We start from the raw sequence: 15895 nt of genomic DNA on the forward strand, positions 1-15895 counted from the left end.
ACGTGCGACCCGATGCAAGACGGCTGCACGAACGTGCAAAACTGGCGCCATGAGCACCGAGGAGAGGCTCGATGGGGCCTATGAGGCTGCACGGATGTACTACGACGAGGGCTGGACGATGGAGGCCGTCGCCGGGAGCCTCGGCGTCTCGCGCTCGACGGTCTCGAGGCTGCTGCGCGATGCCCGGGATGCGGACATCGTCCGGATCAGCCTGCACCCCCCGGGCGTGCGGCGCGTGGCCGATCAGCAGAGGGCGCTCGAGCGCCGCTTCGGCGTCGACGCCCGCGTGGTGACCGCACAGCCCGGGGGCACCGAGCGCGATCGCCTGCGCCAGACGGCGGCCGTCGCCGCGCACGTCGTCGAGGGGATGCTCGAGCCCGCCATGTCGGTGGGCCTGGCCTGGGGGACGACGATCGCGGCGATGGTGGGCGAGCTGGGTCCGCGCCCCACACCTGGGCTGCAGATCGTCCAGCTCAACGGCGCGATCGACACCGAGGGCTCGGGCCTGACCTACGTCTCGACGGTGCTGGCCCGGGCGGCCTCGGTGTGGGACGCGACCGTCCAGCAGTTCCCGGTGCCCGCCTTCTTCGACTACCCCGCGACCAAGGAGGCGATGTGGCGCGAGCGCTCGGTGCGCCGGGTGCTGGCCGCCCAGCAGCGCTGCGGCCTCGCGGTGTTCGGCGTGGGCGCCTTCGATGCCGAGGTGCCCAGCCACGTCTACGCGGGCAACTACCTGACCGCCGACGACGTGCGCAGCTTGCGCTCCGACGGCGCGGTGGGCGACGTGTGCACGGTGTTCCTGCGCGCCGACGGCACCACCGAGGGGATCCGGATGAACGAGCGCTGCTCCGGGCCGGACCCGCGGGTGCTGTCGCGGATCCCGCGCCGCGTGCTCATCGCCGCGGGGACCCGCAAGGCGGTGCCGCTGCGGGCGGCCCTGCTCGCGGGAGCGGCGACGGACCTGGTGCTCGACGAGGTGACGGCGGCGAGCCTGCTGGCGCTGGGGTGATGGGTCAGGCCCGCACCGGAGCCCGGCGCCGCCAGTACCCGACAAGAGCGACGACGAGCAGCACCGGCCAGGCGAGCAGCGGGAGATAGCAGGCGAGGAGCAGGGCCGTCTGCCCTCCGGACATGGCCGCCGAGGGGGTCCACCCCTCGGTGACGCCGAGCGCCGCGAGCGCGATCGACCCGAGCACCGGCACGAAGATCCCGGCGAGGGCGGCCGCTCCTGCCGCCCCCAGCGCAGTGGGGAGCAGCCGGTGGATCCGCCGACCGCCGAGTCCCGGGATCCACCGCGGGACGCGTTCGCCCCAGGCCATGACCAGCCCCAGGCAGGCGAGGCCGGCGAGGATCTCGGCCGCGTCCAGCGCGAGGACGTACACCACGAGCCCCGGATCCTCGCGGAACGAGGCGGCCTCGGCGAAGCCCAGGTCTGCTCCTGCGAGCATCGCCAGACGCCACAGCACCGACGGCACCGCGCAGGCGAAGGCACCCCAGGCCGCCCATCGGGCCCAGCGCTGCGGCGATCTCCCGACCACGCCCGCCTCAAATAGAGTGCGCGTTCTAGAATGCATGTTCCGGAGCGTAGGTAGGATCGGCCCCGATGTCCAGACCTGCGAAGTTCTCCGCCGATGACCTGCTCGACGCCGCGGCCCGCGCGGTGCTCGACCACGGCCCGCAGGTGTCGGTGGCCGACGTCGGGCGCGCGGCCGGCGCTCCCGTCGGCTCGATCTACCACCGCTTCCGATCCCGGGAAGAGCTCCTGGCATCGCTCTGGGTGCGCTCTATCCGGCGTTTCCACGTCGGCTTCCTCGCGGCACTGCGCCTCCCGGACCCGCAGGCGGCGATCGAGGCGGCCGCACGGCACGTTCCGGCCCACTGCCGCGCGCATCCGGCCGAGGCCCGGGCGATGACCCTGTTCAGCCGGCAGCACCTGCTCCAGGGCGGGCCCGAGAGCATCCGGGCCGCGGTGGAGCACGTGAACGACGACATCGACGGGGCGACCGGGGACCTGTGCGCGCGACGGTACGGGTCCGTCTCCCCCGAGCTGCAGGAGATCCTGGTGATCGCGACCCGGCTGTCGCCGTACGGCCTGGTGCGGGCGTTCATCGGCGCCGACGTGCCCGCGCTCCTGGACGACGCGGCGGCGGTCAGCGCGACGGCGATCGCGACTCTCGGGGACGCGGGATCCGTGCGGTCCTGAGCGACGCGGTCGGGACCTGGCACGTCGCGGGATGGGCCGGTGAGGTCATCGCGCCTGCGTGAGATCCAGCCGCTCGGGGTGGGTGAGGACCTCCGCGTGCGCATCCCCGTCCGCTCCTTTGGCGAGCGCGGTGACCAGCGTGATGCCGAAGGCCTCCGCGGCATCGAGGGCGAGGGAGGTCGCGGGCCCGGTCGCCGCCACGACAGGAGCACCCGCGAGGAATGCGCGTCGGACGACCCCGAATCCGACAGGTCCCGTCAGGACCAGCGCCGCACCGCTCAGCGGGAGCTGCCCTGCGAGCAGGGCCCAGCCGACGAGCTTGTCGACCAGGTTCTCCGGGTGCACGTCCTCGCGCGAGGCCAGGGCCTCGCCCCGCGCGTCCAGCAGGAGCCCGCGGGTCCTCGCCTGGTCATCGGTGCCGGAGGCCAGGAGCGCACGTGCACCGGCGAACAGCACGGCGGGATCCTGCGATGGTGTCGCGCCGAGCGGATCGGGGCGGCGGATCAGGACGTCCGCGATGCTCTGCTCCCCCGTGATCGCCCGTTCCGGGTCCTCGGTCGGCGCGGGCCGGTCCGATGACGCGGAGCGACCTGCGACCTCCGACCCGTCCGGGCCCAGGCCCAGGCCCAGGCCCGGCGACGGGACCACGAATCCTGCGGCGAGGTCGCGCACGGCGACATCGAGCACGTTGTACGTGTTCTGCGCCAAGCCGGTCTCGGCGACGGTGACGGCGCCGTCGCAGTACCGGGCCTCCCCCACGTCCTCGCGGCCGGTGATCGTCCCCGCGGCGAACAGGTGGCCGTGGGCGAGCTCGATGTCGTGACCCGGGGTGCGCAGCAGCGTCTCGAGGTGCATCCCACGCAGTCGCAGGTCCAGCGGTTCCTCGACGGCGGGCCGGCGTCCTCGTCGTCCCGCGTACAGCCGGTCCCCACGGAGACGGACGGTGGTGATGCGCCTGCTGCGGGACTCCCCTGCCATGGGGGCGAGCCTAGTCCGCGATGGGAGGAGCCGAGCGCGAGCCCTCGTGCTGCGAGGGGCGGAGGAAGGTCTCCGGATCCACCGGGCGCGAGCGTCGCGGGAGGGAGGCGACGACCAGCAGGTAGGACTCGGTGACCAGATCACTCAGCAGGGCTTCGTCGACCCGCGCCGCGGGCCCGGAGCCGCGCGCGCCGTCGGCATCGGCATCGGCATCGGCATCGGCATCGGCATCGGCATCGGCCATGATCGAGACCCAGTGGCGCTTGTTCAGGTGATAGCCCTCGATGATCTGCGGATGCATGGCCCGCAGCACCGTGGCATCGGCCGGATCGATCTTGACCGAGATGTGGCCCTCCCCGCGGTCGGCGAGCAGGAGGAACATCTTCCCGGCGACCTTGAAGACGTCCGCGCCCGGCCCGAAGGGCTGCTCGCAGGTGGTTCCGGGAAGCTCCTCGGCCCGTGCGCGGGCCACGCGGTGCAGCGTCTCACCGTCCACGGCGGGGCTCCTGTCGACGGGCACGGGACCGCCCGGACGGGATCGGCCATCCTCCGGAGGGTAGCCCGACGTCGACGGGCACGCACCGCGGCCTCACGGCCCGGTGCGCGCCCGTCGTGCCTCCCGAAGGCGTCGAGAGGTCAGCGCCGCGCGAGCGCCGCCCCGGACTCCGGGTCGAACCAGCGCACGTCCGTGACCACGGGGGCCACCGCGAAGTCCTCGTCGACGGCCACCGGCACCCGACGGTCCAGCCGGACCACCACGCGGGGCACGGTCACGGTCACGCCCGCGGCGAGGTTCTGCACCTCGCCGTAGGCGAAGGACTCCGAACCCAGTGCCTCGACGTTCTGGACCCGCACGTCGAGCGTGCCGGGGGTGCCGGCGGGCTTGACGTCCCACTCCTCGGCACGGATGCCGACGACGACCGACTCCCCCGCCTCGTGCGGGGTATCGAGCACGAGGCCCTCCGCCAGCTCCACTCGTCCCTCGCGGACCGGGACGGTGAACAGGTTCATCGCGGGCGAGCCCATGAAGGTGGCCACGAACAGGTTCACCGGGTCCCGGTAGATCTCCGCCGGGGTCGCGGCCTGCTGGAGCTTCCCGTCGGCGAGCACCGCGACGCGGTGGCCCATCGTCATCGCCTCGACCTGGTCGTGCGTGACGTAGACCGTGGTCGTGCCCAGGCGCCGCTGGAGATCGGAGATCTCCCCGCGGGTCGACACCCGCAGCTTGGCGTCGAGATTCGACAGCGGCTCGTCCATGCAGAACACGGCGGGACGCCGCACGATCGCCCGGCCCATCGCGACCCGCTGCCGCTGCCCGCCCGAGAGGGCCTTGGGCTTGCGCTCCAGGAGCCCGTCCAGGTGCAGGATCCGCGCGGCCTCCTCGACCCTGCGGGCGATCTCGTCCTTGGGGCTCTTGAGGTTGGTCAGCGCGAACGCCATGTTCTGGCGCACCGACATGTTCGGGTACAGCGCGTAGGACTGGAACACCATCGCGACGTCCCGGTCCTGCGGGGAGGTGCGCGAGACGTCCGCGTCGCCGATCCGGATCGAGCCCGACGTGACGTTCTCGAGACCGGCGAGCATGCGCAGGGCCGTGGACTTGCCGGAGCCGGACGGGCCGACGAGGACCAGGAACTCCCCGTCGGTCACGTCCAGGTCCAGGGAGTCCACGGACGGCGCGTCGTTGCCCGGGTAGACGAGGGTCGCGCCGTCGTAGGTCACCGATGCCATGCGTCGATCACTTCGCCTTCTTGGCGAGCTCGGCCAGCTTGGGCTCCATCCAGGTCTGCACCTCGCCGAACACCGAGGCCACGTCGCCGCCCTGGATGATCTTGTCCCACGCCCCGCCGATCTCCTTGCCGCCGCCGGCGACGAACACCCGGGCGAAGTCCTGGGAGTGGGTGTGGGGCAGCTGGTCCAGCGCGGTCTGGGCCTGCGGGGTCTTCTCGAGGTAGGCCTTCATGGTGTCCGACTCCAGCGCCGCCGTCTGGACGGGCATGTAGCCGGTGCCCTCGGCGAACGTCGCGGTGGACTCGGCGCTCGTGAGGAAGCCGATGGCCTTGAGCGCGTTGACCTTGCGCTCCTCGGAGATCCCGGCGGGGATCGCGAGGCCGGCGCCGCCGGTGGGGCAGGCCTTGCCCTCGGGGCCGGGGAGGAAGGCGGTGCCCACCTCGAACTTGCCGGCCGAGCCGTCGAGGATGCCCTTGAGGGAGCCGGTGGACTCGATCATCGCGGCGGCCTGGCCGGAGCTGAAGACCGGAGCCGGATCGGTCGAGACGTCGTACAGGCCCGTCTTCTTGAAGTTCTGCAGCAGGGTCGCGGCCTCGATCGTCGCGGGGTCGGTGAACTTCGCGGTGTACTGATCGGAGTACGCGCCGCCCTTGGACCACAGCAGCCCCTGGGCGATCCAGTCGAGGTAGCCCACGCCGTCACCGGTCACGAAGGACAGGGGCGCGCCCGCGTCCTTGAGCGGCTGGGCCCACTCGACGAGCTGGTCCCAGGACTCCGGGCCGTTGTCGGGCAGGCCGGCCTTGGACCACATGTCCTTGTTGTAGTAGAAGAGCGGCGTGGAGCGCGAGTACGGCAGCGCGTAGTGCTTGCCGCCGAAGGCGTAGTCCTCGTACAGGGGCTTGACGTAGTCCTCGGCCTTGACACCGGCCTTGTCGAAGAGGTCCTCGAGCGGGGTGATCTGCTCATTGAGGGCGAAGTTGAACCAGGTGACGTCCGAGACCACGACGATGTCGGGCAGCTGGCCGCCGGAGAGCGCGGCGTTGAACTTCTGCTGCACCTCCTCGTAGTTCTGCCCGCCGTCGACCAGCGTGATCGTCACGCCGTCGCTCTGCTTCTCGAAGTTCTTGATGAGCTGGGTCTCGAGGTCCTTGGAGGAACCCGGGTGGTTGGACCAGAACTGGAGCTTCTTGGCGTCGCCGCCCTGCTCGGAGGTGCCGCCTGTGCCGGCGCACGCGGCGAGGCCCGCGCTCCCGGCGAGGGCTGCGGTCAGGCCCAGGAGGCTGCGGCGGGTGAGGGGGGTGCGGACGGTCATGAGGATCTCCTTGCGAGACGGATGGTGCGGGACGGACGGGGGGACGTGGAGGGGGTTCTGCGGGCGGAGGTCATCCCTTGACCGCCCCGGAGGTGAGGCCCTTGATCATCGGGCGCTGCAGGATCAGGAAGACGATGAGGATCGGCAGCATCGTGATGATGGTGCCGGCCATGATCGGGCCCCAGTTCGAGACGCCCTCGTTGTTCTGCAGGAGCGTCAGGCCGATGGGCAGCGGCGCGGTGCCGGCCTGGTCGGACATGAGGAACGGCCACAGGTACTCGTTCCACTCGTTGACGAGCGTGATGAGCACGAAGGCGATGAGGGTGGGCCAGCTCATGGGCAGGACCACGCGGAACAGGGTCCGCATGGGTCCGGCGGCGTCCATGCGGGCGGCCTCGATGATCTCGGTGGGCAGGCTCAGGAAGTGGTTGCGCATGAGGAACGTCCCGAAGGCCACGCCCGCCAGCGGCACGATGATGCCCACGAAGGTGTTGCGCAGACCGGCCTGGGCGATGATCGCGTAGTTCGAGATGACCGTGATCTGGTTGGGGATCATGAGCGCGGCGACGATCACCACGAACAGCACCGAGCGCAGGCGCCGCGGGACGTCGGAGAACACCAGCGCGTAAGCGCTCATGACGCCCAGGACCACCTTGATGAGGGTCAGCGACCCGGCGATGATCAGCGAGTTGTGCAGGTAGGTCGCGAAGGGGATGTCCGTGAACAGCGTCGCGTAGTTGTCCAGCGTGATCGGCCGTGGGATCCAGGTGGCCGGCAGCGTGTAGATGTCGCCCTGGGTCTTGAAGCTCGCGATGAGGATCCACGCCAGCGGCACGACGACGACGGCGAGGGCCACGAGCATGCCGGCATAGCCGAGCACCTGGCGCAGGATCGAGGGACGCGTGGTCATCGGGTCCTCCCGGAGTCCATGGCGCGCACCTGGATCAGGGTGATGAGCAGGAGCACCACGAACATCACCGTGGCGACCGTGGCTCCGTACCCGGCGCGCTGGTTGACGAAGGTCTCCTGGTAGACCTGGAAGATCATCGTGGTGGTGCCGTCGCCCTGGGGTCCGCCGCGGGTCATCACGTTGATGATGTCGAAGACCTGCAGGGAGTTGAGCATGACGGTGATCGACAGGAAGAACGTGGTGGGCCGCAGCTGCGGCAGGGTCACCTTGCGGAAAGCCGTCCAGGTCGAGGCGTGGTCGATCGCGGCGGCCTCGGCGAGGTCCTGGCGGGTGCCCTGGAGGGCCGCGAGGTAGATGACGAAGCTGTACCCGACGTTCTTCCACATGTACGTCACGGTGATCATGAACAGCGCCCACCCGGGCGCCTGGTAGAAGTCCGGGGTGCCGACGCCGATCCGGTCCAGCAGGTCGTGGATCATCCCGAACCGCGGGTCGAACACGAACTGGAAGGCGATGCCGACGGCCGCGCCCGAGAGCACGAAGGGCGCGAAGATCGCCGAGCGCACCAGGTTGCGGCCGCGGAGCTTCTGGTCCAGCAGCAGCGCCAGCACCAGGCCCAGCCCCATCGACCCCGCGACCACTGCGACCGTGAAGATCACCGTGTTCGAGACGATCTGCCAGGTGCCCGAGGACGTGAACCACTCGACGTAGTTGTCCAGGCCGATGAAGGTCGCCGTGGGGCTGGAGATGTTCCAGTCGAAGAACGACAGCCGGATGTTGTCCAGCAGCGGCCGGTACGTGAAGACGGCCAGCAGCATGAGGTTGGGCAGGAGGAGCGCGAGGAACAGAGCCCAGTGCTTGGCGCGCGCGCCACCCGAGGTGCTCGTCCGCGCGGGCAGCCGCGAGGCCCTGCTCGCGGGAGCCCCCGCCGCGGGCGGGCTCGGCGCCGGGGTCGGATCGGTGGTGGTCACGAGGAGCGACGGTAGGAGCGCTCCGGGAACGGGCTGGGTGACGATGTTGAACGGGAGGTGACCACTCGGCGGCGAGGAGCCTGCACACCTCCCGCGCAGGCACGGGGTGTGAGGCACCTCTCGCGGCCTATGCTGTGCGCAGTCCGGCCGCGTCGAGCGGCCGCAGCCCCGGAGGTGCTCCCATGACCGATTCCGCGCACGAGAACCCCGACGGGACCCCGGAGGCCGAGCGCTTCACGGGCGGACGACCCGTCCACTTCGAGATCCAGGCCGAGGACGTCCCGCGCGCCGCCGCCTTCTACGCCGCGGCCTTCGGCTGGGAGGGCAGGACTGGTCGGAGTACGCCGGCACCCCGTACATCGGCCTGCGCACCGGCCAGGGCGAGGGCATCGACGGTGCGATCGTGCTGCGCCCGGGACCGAATCCCGCGCCGGGCGGTGCTGACGATCGGCGTCGCGGACTACTCCGCCGCGGAGCGGGCGATCCTGGCCGCAGGCGGCGCGGAGGCCCTGGCGAAGTTCGCCCTGCCCGGCATGGCCTGGCAAGGCTACTACCTGGACTCCGAGAACAACGTCTTCGGGATCCACCAGCCGGATCCCGAGGCCGCCTGATGGCAGTCTCCCCACCGCTGCGGACGGGCGTGGGCCGCAGGCCGATCGTGGTCACCGAGCTCATCACCGTCGACGGCGTCATCGAGGCCCCGGGCGGCGGCGATCACCCGCACGCGGGCTGGACCTTCTGGGACGTGGAGTTCGTGCCCGAGGCCTACGACATCAAGGGCCGCGAGCAGCTCGAGGCGACCGCCCTGCTGCTGGGACGCGTCTCCTTCGAGGAGTTCGCGCCGGTGTGGCCCTCGATGGAGGACCAGTTCGCGCACTACAACGCCCTGCCCAAGTACGTCGTGAGCACGACCCTCGAGGACGCCGCCGTGGAGGCGACCGCCTGGGGCCACTGCCACCGTCTGCCCTCGCTCGACGCCGTGCGGGAGCTCAAGGAGACCGAGGGCGGGCCGATCATCGTCCACGGCTCCGGGACCCTCGCGCGGTCCCTCGCGGCGAGGGGCCTCGTGGACCGCTACCACCTGCTGACGTTCCCGCTGCTGCTGGGCGCCGGGAAGCGGCTGTTCGCCGAGGACGGGGACCGCTTCACCCGGCTGGACCTCGTCGAGGACGCGACGTACTCCAACGGCGTGCGCCTGCTGGTGCTGGACGTCGTGCCGGCCGCCGCGACCTCCTGAGAGGACGGCGGCTCAGGACCCGCGACGCCGCTGCGCCGATCTGCACGGCCCCGGCGAGATGGAGCCCTCCGCGACCCATTGGTCCCGGAGGGCTCCGTCGTGCCGGTCGGGACGCCTCGACGTCCGGGACCGGGCCGCGGCTCGGGGCGGCGTCAGGGATTCGTGACCGCCGCGGCCAGCAGGTTCAGCGACTCGTCGAGCTGATCGGCGGAGACCAACGGGAAGATCGGGAGGAGCTTGGGGTCGGTGACCTTGGACCAGTCGTAGGTCAGGGAGACCTCGGTGTGGTCGGCGTCCTCGGCCTTGAGCGTGTACAGCCATTCCCAGCCGCCGGGCTCGTCCTTGGACTCCTCCTGCGCGGGCTTCCAGCCCACCATCTTGTTCTCGTCGTACGCGGTGACGTGGTTGTACATGCGGTACTCCCCGCCCATGTGCTCGCCCTCCATGTTCATGACGAACACGTCTCCCACGCCCTGGATGCGCTGGGACTTCTCGTCGGCGCGGACGAAGCCCGAGCCGTCGAACTCCTGGTGGCGGCGCGGGAGGGTGAGGAGGTCGAAGATGTCCTTGGCGGACGCGTCGATGACGCGGCTGACGGTGATCGAGGTCTCTGTGGTGGTCATGCCTCCACCGTGCCACACCGACCCTGAGGAGTCAGGGGAGTCGACCGAGCTGTCGGTCGTCGGCGACCGTCACAGCGGCGAGACGACGACCTCGGCGATTGTGCGCGGCGCGTGCCCGGTGACCTCCCGGACGTCCTGGCTCACGACGTCCAGGGCACCCGAGCCGATCGCCGTGTAGGTGGAGATCCACGCGTCGAGCTGCCAGGGCTGGGGATCGTACTGCGCGCGGGAGGCGCGGGCCTCCGGGATCGTCTCGTCGACGTACCGGAACTCCTCGCCGAGTGCGGCCATCATGATCTGCGCCGCCTCCGGGAAGGTCACGGCCACGGGACCGGTGAGCTCGAGAGCCCGACCCGACCACGGCGCGGGATCGGCGAGCACGCGCGCGGCGACCTCGGCGACGTCCTCACGTGCCACGAAGGCGCAGCGCCCCTCCCCCGCCGGTCCGCGGATGGTCCGGTCCGGGCCGGCGAAGTCCAGCAGGACGTCGGCGTAGAAGCTGTCCCGCAGGAAGGTCCAGGCAGGTCCCGCCGCACGGATCGCGTCCTCGGTGGCGCCGTGGTCGCGGGCCAGCGTGAACTCCGCCTGGGCGGAGGCACCGAGGAACGAGGTGTAGACGATGTGCCCCACCCCTGCCTGCGCGGCGGCTCGCACCGCCGTCCGGTGCTGCTCGAGGCGGTCCGGGGCCTCCGCGGCGGAGACGAGCAGCAGCACGTCCACCCCCGCGAACGCCCTCTCGCACGCCGCGCCGTCCGCGAAGGTCGCCTCGGCCACCTCGGTGCCGGGGATCCCCGGCGCCCGCGAGGCGTCCCGCGCGATGAGACGCAGGGTGGGTGCGTCGCCGCCCGCCGGGGGCGTGGCCCCGGCGAGCAGCGCGGCGACGCGACGGCCGATCCGGCCCGTCGCGCCGGTGATCCCGATGACCGTCACACGAGCCCCTTCTCGGTGAGCCAGGCCTTGGCGATGTCCGCGGACTTCTTCTGCTCGTCGACGCTCTGGGTGTTCAGGGCGATGAGGTCCTTCGTGGTCAGCGCGTCGGTGACCTTCTTGATCGAGGCCTTGACCGTGTCGTCGGCCCGCTTCGAGACGATCGGCACCACGTTCTGCGGGAGCACGAGGGCCTTGGGATCCTCGAGCGTCACGAACCCGTTCTTGGCGATCGAGGGATCCGCGGAGTAGATGTCGGCCAGCTGCACGCTGCCGTCGGTCAGCGCCTTGACCGTGAGGGGGCCGCCGCTGTCCTCCACGGGGACCAGCTCGACGTCGGCGCCGTACTCCTTCTTCAGGCCCTCCGGGCCGTAGGGGCGGGTCTGGAACTCGCTGTTGGCGGCGACCTTGAGCCCGGAGATCCCCGCGAGGTCCGCGAGGCTCTTCAGGGAGTTCTGCTCGGCGAACTCCTTGGTCGTGTTGTAGGAGTCCTGATCGGTCGCCGCCGCGAAGGGCAGGGCCGTCAGACCGGAGGGCAGTGCGGAGGCGAGCTCCTCGGCGACCGCGGCCGAGTCGCCGGTGCCGGCGTTCTTGTCGAGGTACTGCAGGAGGTTGCCCGTGTACTCCGGGAAGATGTCGACCGCGCCGGACTCGAGCTCGGGGAGGTAGACCTCGCGCTGGCCGATCTGGTACTCGCGCTTGACCTCGGTGCCGTCCTTCTCGATGACCTGCGCGAACAGCTCCGCGATGATCTCGTTGGAGTAGTAGGCCTGGGAGCCGACGACGAGGGCGCCCGTCGCGGCGCCGCCGTCGGAGGAGCTGGCGGACTCCTTGGCCAGCGGGTCCTCGCTCGAGCAGGCAGCGAGCGCGGCGGCGGTCGAGCCGATGCCGAGCAGGCCCAGGGCGCTGCGACGGCTCAGGGGGGTGCGGGGTGCGTTCATGAGAGGTCCTTCCGGGGGTGGTCGTGCGGGGTGCGGACGGTGAGGTTCAGGCGGTGGTCCCGCCGCGCGGGGCGACGATCCGCTGGACGAGCAGGAGGACGACCTCCAGGACGATCGCGAGGCCGATCACGAGGATCGACCCGGCGAGCATCTGGGCGTAGTCCTGGGTCTTCAGGCCCAGGAAGATGTAGCGGCCGAGGCCGCCGTTGCCGATGTACGCGGCGAGCATGGCGGTGGCCACGACCTGCAGGGTCGCTGAGCGCAGCCCCGAGATGAGCAGCGGTGCGCCCAGCGGGATCTCGACGCGGGTGAGGATCTGCCATGCGGTCATGCCCTGGGCGCGGGCGGCGTCCACGGTGCGCGGATCCACGGACTCGCACGCCGAGTACGCGCCGGCCAGCAGGGAGGGGATCGCGAGGATCACGAAGGCCAGCACGGGCGCCACGAGGCCGATCCCCAGCAGCAGCCCGAACAGGGTCACGAGGCCCAGGGTGGGCAGGGCGCGGGCGGCACCGGAGGCGGCGACCGCGAAGCCGCGGCCCTTGCGGGTGTGCCCCACCAGCAACCCCAGCGGGATGGCGATGACCGCGGCGATGCCCACGCCGATCAGCGTGTAGCCGAGGTGCTCGAGCAGCCGGGCGGGGATCCCGTCGGGGCCGCTCCAGCGGTAGGGGTCCGCGATCCACGCGAAGGCCTCGAGGAACTGGTTCATCGGGTCACCTGCCCCTCAGCGGCGGCCGGAGCCGCGGTGGCGGTCTGCTCCGGGGCGGGCCCGGACGCCGCCGCATGCCGGTGGGCGCGCCCACCCCCGCTCCGCGTGGCCGAGGCGCGGTTCCAGGGCATCAGCACCCGACCCAGCAGCACCAGCAGCTGGTCCAGCACGATCGCCAGCACCGCGGTGAGCACGATCCCGGTGACGATCTCCGCGATGATCCCGCGCTGGAAGCCGTCGATGAAGAGGGCGCCGAGGCTCGGGATGCCCAGGACGCCGCCGACGGTGACGAGGGAGACCGTGGACACCGCGACCACGCGCAGCCCGGCCAGCAGCACCGGACCCGCGAGCGGGAGCTCGACCTGCCAGAACCTCGCGAAGGGAGCGAACCCCTGCGCGGTCGCGGACTGCAGAGGGTCACGGCTCACGCTGCGGAAGGCCCCGATCGCACTGGGCACCATGAGCGCGAGACCGTACAGGGTCAGCGCGACGATGATGTTGGCGGTGCTGCGGATGCCCGTGCCCAGCACGAGCGGCAGGACGATGAACAGCGGCAGCGAGGGCACGGCGTACAGCAGCCCCGAGGCGATGCCCACGGTGCCCCGTACCCAGGCGATGCCGCCGACCAGCTTGGCCAGCGGCACGGCCAGCACGAACGACAGCACGATCGGCGGCAGCGCCTGCAGGAGATGGGCGAGCAGCTGCTCGGAGATCGTGTCGAGGTTGCCGAGGACCCAGGTCATCGGGGGTCGCCGCCCGCAGTGCCGCGCACGGGCGCGGCCTCGTCGAGCACACCGATGGCGTGCCCGGAGCCGTCGACCACGACGGGCGTGCCCTCGACGGTCTCGATGTGCAGGGAACGCTTGCCGCTCGCGGTGCCGATGAAGCTCTCGACGAAGGAGTCGGCGGGATTCGCGACGATCTCCTGGGGCGTGCCGGCCTGGGCGATCTCCCCGCCGGGCTTGAGCACGACGACCTGGTCCCCCAGCAGGAAGGCCTCGTCGATGTCGTGGGTGACGAACAGGATGGTCTTGCCGAGGTCCTTCTGGAGCCGCAGCAGCTCGGACTGGAGCTCGGCGCGGACGATCGGGTCGACGGCGCCGAAGGGCTCGTCCATGAGCAGGATGTTGGGGTCCGAGGCCAGGGCTCGGGCCACGCCCACCCGCTGCTGCTGGCCGCCGGAGAGCTGCGAGGGGTAGCGGGACCCGAGGTCGCGACTCAGCCCCACCATCTCCAGGAGGTCCAGGGCGTGCGCCCGCGCCTCCCGCTTGGGGGTGCCGGTGAGCACCGGGACGGTCGCGACGTTGTCCACGACGGTGCGGTGCGGCAGCAGACCGCTGGACTGCATGACGTAGCCGATGCGACGTCGGAGCTTGACAGGGTCCACCCGGGCGACGTCCTCGTCGTCGATGAGCACGCGGCCGCGGGTGGGGTCCACCATGCGGTTGACCATGCGCAGCAGGGTGGTCTTGCCCGAGCCGCTGGTCCCGACGAGCACGACGCTCGCGTGGGAGTCGATCGTGTAGGAGAAGTCCTCGACGGCGGTCGAGCCGCCCGGGTAGGACTTGCCCACCTCTTCGAAACGGATCACGCGGGAACTCCTGCCTGCACGGCATGGGCCGTGCCCCTCGTCGACGGGTGCGGCCACCCTACGCGACCGGTCCGACGAACCGACATCAGCTCCGCTTGGGCCGTTCATCACCGGTCACAGGGCGTCGCGCCCGGGCCCGGCGCAGCAGCTCCGTGTGGATCGTGGCGTCCCCCGTGAGCTCGGGGTGGAAGGCGATCCCCAGCACGTCTCCGCGGGAGACGGCGACGATCGGCGCCTCGACATCGTCCTGACCTGCACCGCGACGCGCGATGATCTCGACGCCGGGCCCCACCTCGAGCACCTCGGGCGCACGGATGTACGCCGCCCGGACGGTTCCCAGGGCCGTCGTGACCTCCTCCTCGCTCGAGACGATCTGCGGGCCGAAGGCGTTGCGACGCACGGTCACGTCGAGCCCGCCGATGGTCTGCTGGCCGGGTCCCGGATCGACCAGGCGGTCGGCCAGCAGGATCAGGCCCGCACAGGTCCCCAGGACGGGCAGCCCGTCCTCGACGGCCGCGCGCACCGGCTGGGCCAGCGACAGGATCCGGGTGAGGCGGTCGATGACGGTCGACTCGCCGCCGGGCAGCACGAGCGCCTCGATGTCCGCCAGCTGGGAGGCGCGGCGCACGGGCACCACGTCGGCGCCGAGGCGCTCGAGCAGCTGCACGTGCTCGCGCACCCCGCCCTGGACGGCGAGGACGCCCACGCGGACGGGACGGTCGTCCCCGGCGCCAGGGGTCCTCACGGCATCGTTCCCCGTGGCGGGGCCGTCGGTGGTCACCATCCGCGCTCGGCCAGACGGTGCGGCGCGGGCAGGTCCGCGACGGAGATCCCGACCATCGCCGGGCCCAGGCCCCGCGAGGCGTCCGCGATCGCGGCCGGGTCGTCGAAGGAGGCGGTCGCGGCGACGATCGCGGCGGCGCGGCGGGCGGGGTCCCCGGTGGTGAAGATCCCGGAGCCCACGAACACGCCGTCGGCGCCGAGCTGCATCATGAAGGCGGCGTCGGCGGGGGTCGCGATGCCTCCGGCGGTGAAGAGCACCACGGGCAGTTCGCCGTGCTCGGCCACCTCGCGGACCAGCTCGTAGGGGGCCTGCAGCTCCTTGGCGGCGACGTACAGCTCCTCGGGCGCCTCCTTCGCGAGCGCGGTGAGCTCGGTGATCTGCCGGTTGATGGTGCGCAGGTGACGGGTGGCCTCGGAGACGTCCCCGGTGCCCGCCTCGCCCTTGGAGCGGATCATCGCGGCGCCCTCGTTGATGCGGCGCAGGGCCTCGCCGAGGTTCGTGGCACCGCACACGAAGGGCACCGTGAAGCGTCGCTTGTCGATGTGGTGGGCGTGGTCGGCGGGACTCAGCACCTCGGACTCGTCGATGTAGTCGACCCCCAGGTGCTCGAGCACCTGGGCCTCGACCTGATGGCCGATCCGGGCCTTGGCCATGACGGGGATCGACACGGTCGCGATGATCTCCTCGATGAGGGCCGGGTCGCTCATGCGCGCCACGCCGCCCGTCGCGCGGATGTCGGCGGGGACCCGCTCGAGCGCCATCACGGCCACGGCGCCGGCGTCCTCGGCGATCCGGGCCTGCTCGGCGGTGACGACGTCCATGATGACGCCGCCCTTGAGCATGTCGGCCAGGCCGCGCTGGACGAGGGTCCCCCCGGTGCGACCGCCATCGGAGGCGGTGACGACGGAGGGCACGGGGGTCTCGGGAGAGGTCATGCGGACCATCCTGCGCGCTGCCAATGGTTCATGGGAAGCT

19 protein-coding genes are annotated in these 15895 nt (G+C 71.5%); 4 read left to right on the plus strand and 15 right to left on the minus strand.

The genetic code is table 11. The features are described 5' to 3' along the window. The first annotated feature begins 49 nt into the window (after positions 1 to 49). Positions 50 to 1009: a sugar-binding transcriptional regulator gene (locus ACT3TZ_RS02030; protein ID WP_444581723.1), complete on the plus strand. Its 960-nt coding sequence runs from the start codon at positions 50 to 52 to the stop codon at positions 1007 to 1009. Positions 1010 to 1013: 4 nt separating this feature from the next. Here ACT3TZ_RS02030 and ACT3TZ_RS02035 read toward each other — a convergent pair whose 3' ends face one another. Then, a complete protein-coding gene (locus ACT3TZ_RS02035; RefSeq protein ID WP_444581724.1) occupies positions 1014 to 1574 on the minus strand; it encodes a hypothetical protein in 561 nt (186 codons plus the stop codon). A gap of 29 nt (positions 1575 to 1603) precedes the next feature. Between ACT3TZ_RS02035 and ACT3TZ_RS02040 the strand changes: the two genes are divergently transcribed. After that, positions 1604 to 2203 (plus strand): TetR/AcrR family transcriptional regulator, encoded by a 600-nt coding sequence (locus ACT3TZ_RS02040; protein WP_444581725.1) that lies wholly within the window; start codon positions 1604 to 1606, stop codon positions 2201 to 2203. A gap of 45 nt (positions 2204 to 2248) precedes the next feature. Here ACT3TZ_RS02040 and ACT3TZ_RS02045 read toward each other — a convergent pair whose 3' ends face one another. From ACT3TZ_RS02045 to ACT3TZ_RS02070, 6 genes are all read right to left on the minus strand, one after another. After that, positions 2249 to 3181: a formate dehydrogenase accessory sulfurtransferase FdhD gene (locus tag ACT3TZ_RS02045; RefSeq protein WP_444581726.1), complete on the minus strand. Its 933-nt coding sequence runs from the start codon at positions 3179 to 3181 to the stop codon at positions 2249 to 2251. Positions 3182 to 3191: 10 nt separating this feature from the next. Then, positions 3192 to 3677 (minus strand): MmcQ/YjbR family DNA-binding protein, encoded by a 486-nt coding sequence (locus tag ACT3TZ_RS02050; protein WP_444581727.1) that lies wholly within the window; start codon positions 3675 to 3677, stop codon positions 3192 to 3194. 140 nt (positions 3678 to 3817) lie between these two features. Further along, positions 3818 to 4912, minus strand: a complete 1095-nt coding sequence (locus ACT3TZ_RS02055) for an ABC transporter ATP-binding protein (RefSeq protein WP_444581728.1) — start codon at positions 4910 to 4912, stop codon at positions 3818 to 3820. Positions 4913 to 4919: 7 nt separating this feature from the next. Next, positions 4920 to 6224: an ABC transporter substrate-binding protein gene (locus ACT3TZ_RS02060; protein ID WP_444581729.1), complete on the minus strand. Its 1305-nt coding sequence runs from the start codon at positions 6222 to 6224 to the stop codon at positions 4920 to 4922. 70 nt (positions 6225 to 6294) lie between these two features. Further along, positions 6295 to 7134 carry a carbohydrate ABC transporter permease gene (locus ACT3TZ_RS02065; protein ID WP_444581730.1) on the minus strand — a complete coding sequence of 280 codons (840 nt, stop codon included), beginning with the start codon at positions 7132 to 7134 and terminating at the stop codon, positions 6295 to 6297. Continuing rightward, positions 7131 to 8105, minus strand: a complete 975-nt coding sequence (locus tag ACT3TZ_RS02070; protein ID WP_444581731.1) for a carbohydrate ABC transporter permease — start codon at positions 8103 to 8105, stop codon at positions 7131 to 7133. The genes ACT3TZ_RS02065 and ACT3TZ_RS02070 overlap by 4 nt, the downstream gene beginning before the upstream one ends. A gap of 182 nt (positions 8106 to 8287) precedes the next feature. Between ACT3TZ_RS02070 and ACT3TZ_RS02075 the strand changes: the two genes are divergently transcribed. Next, positions 8288 to 8716, plus strand: a complete 429-nt coding sequence (locus tag ACT3TZ_RS02075) for a VOC family protein (protein ID WP_444581732.1) — start codon at positions 8288 to 8290, stop codon at positions 8714 to 8716. Beyond that, complete coding sequence (locus tag ACT3TZ_RS02080) at positions 8716 to 9342, plus strand: dihydrofolate reductase family protein (protein ID WP_444581733.1); 627 nt, start codon at positions 8716 to 8718, stop codon at positions 9340 to 9342. The genes ACT3TZ_RS02075 and ACT3TZ_RS02080 overlap by 1 nt, the downstream gene beginning before the upstream one ends. Before the next feature lie 152 nt (positions 9343 to 9494). On the opposite strand, the gene ACT3TZ_RS02085 is transcribed toward ACT3TZ_RS02080, so the two are convergent. The 8 genes from ACT3TZ_RS02085 to pdxS all read right to left on the minus strand — a co-directional run bounded on the left by ACT3TZ_RS02085 (position 9495) and on the right by pdxS (position 15855). Continuing rightward, positions 9495 to 9965 carry an SRPBCC family protein gene (locus ACT3TZ_RS02085; RefSeq protein WP_444581734.1) on the minus strand — a complete coding sequence of 157 codons (471 nt, stop codon included), beginning with the start codon at positions 9963 to 9965 and terminating at the stop codon, positions 9495 to 9497. A 69-nt stretch (positions 9966 to 10034) separates the two neighbouring features. Continuing rightward, on the minus strand, positions 10035 to 10895 hold the full coding sequence (locus tag ACT3TZ_RS02090) for an SDR family oxidoreductase (protein ID WP_444581735.1): 861 nt from the start codon (positions 10893 to 10895) through the stop codon (positions 10035 to 10037). Further along, entirely contained in the window at positions 10892 to 11833 is a 942-nt protein-coding gene (locus ACT3TZ_RS02095) for an ABC transporter substrate-binding protein (protein ID WP_444581736.1), read from the minus strand. Before ACT3TZ_RS02095 ends, ACT3TZ_RS02090 begins: the two co-directional genes overlap by 4 nt. 46 nt (positions 11834 to 11879) lie before the next feature. Beyond that, complete coding sequence (locus ACT3TZ_RS02100) at positions 11880 to 12545, minus strand: ABC transporter permease (protein ID WP_444581737.1); 666 nt, start codon at positions 12543 to 12545, stop codon at positions 11880 to 11882. After that, a complete protein-coding gene (locus ACT3TZ_RS02105; RefSeq protein WP_444581738.1) occupies positions 12542 to 13288 on the minus strand; it encodes an ABC transporter permease in 747 nt (248 codons plus the stop codon). The genes ACT3TZ_RS02100 and ACT3TZ_RS02105 overlap by 4 nt, the downstream gene beginning before the upstream one ends. Continuing rightward, positions 13285 to 14136, minus strand: coding sequence for an ABC transporter ATP-binding protein (locus ACT3TZ_RS02110; RefSeq protein WP_444581739.1), 852 nt, complete (start codon positions 14134 to 14136; stop codon positions 13285 to 13287). Before ACT3TZ_RS02110 ends, ACT3TZ_RS02105 begins: the two co-directional genes overlap by 4 nt. 85 nt (positions 14137 to 14221) lie before the next feature. Further along, positions 14222 to 14881 (minus strand): pyridoxal 5'-phosphate synthase glutaminase subunit PdxT, encoded by a 660-nt coding sequence (gene pdxT / locus ACT3TZ_RS02115; protein WP_444581740.1) that lies wholly within the window; start codon positions 14879 to 14881, stop codon positions 14222 to 14224. Positions 14882 to 14913: 32 nt separating this feature from the next. Further along, positions 14914 to 15855 carry a pyridoxal 5'-phosphate synthase lyase subunit PdxS gene (gene pdxS / locus ACT3TZ_RS02120; protein WP_444581741.1) on the minus strand — a complete coding sequence of 314 codons (942 nt, stop codon included), beginning with the start codon at positions 15853 to 15855 and terminating at the stop codon, positions 14914 to 14916. Positions 15856 to 15895 lie beyond the last annotated feature (40 nt).

Origin of the sequence: Brachybacterium sp. AOP25-B2-12 (assembly GCF_052378625.1) — a bacterium.
Lineage (GTDB): Bacteria > Actinomycetota > Actinomycetes > Actinomycetales > Dermabacteraceae > Brachybacterium.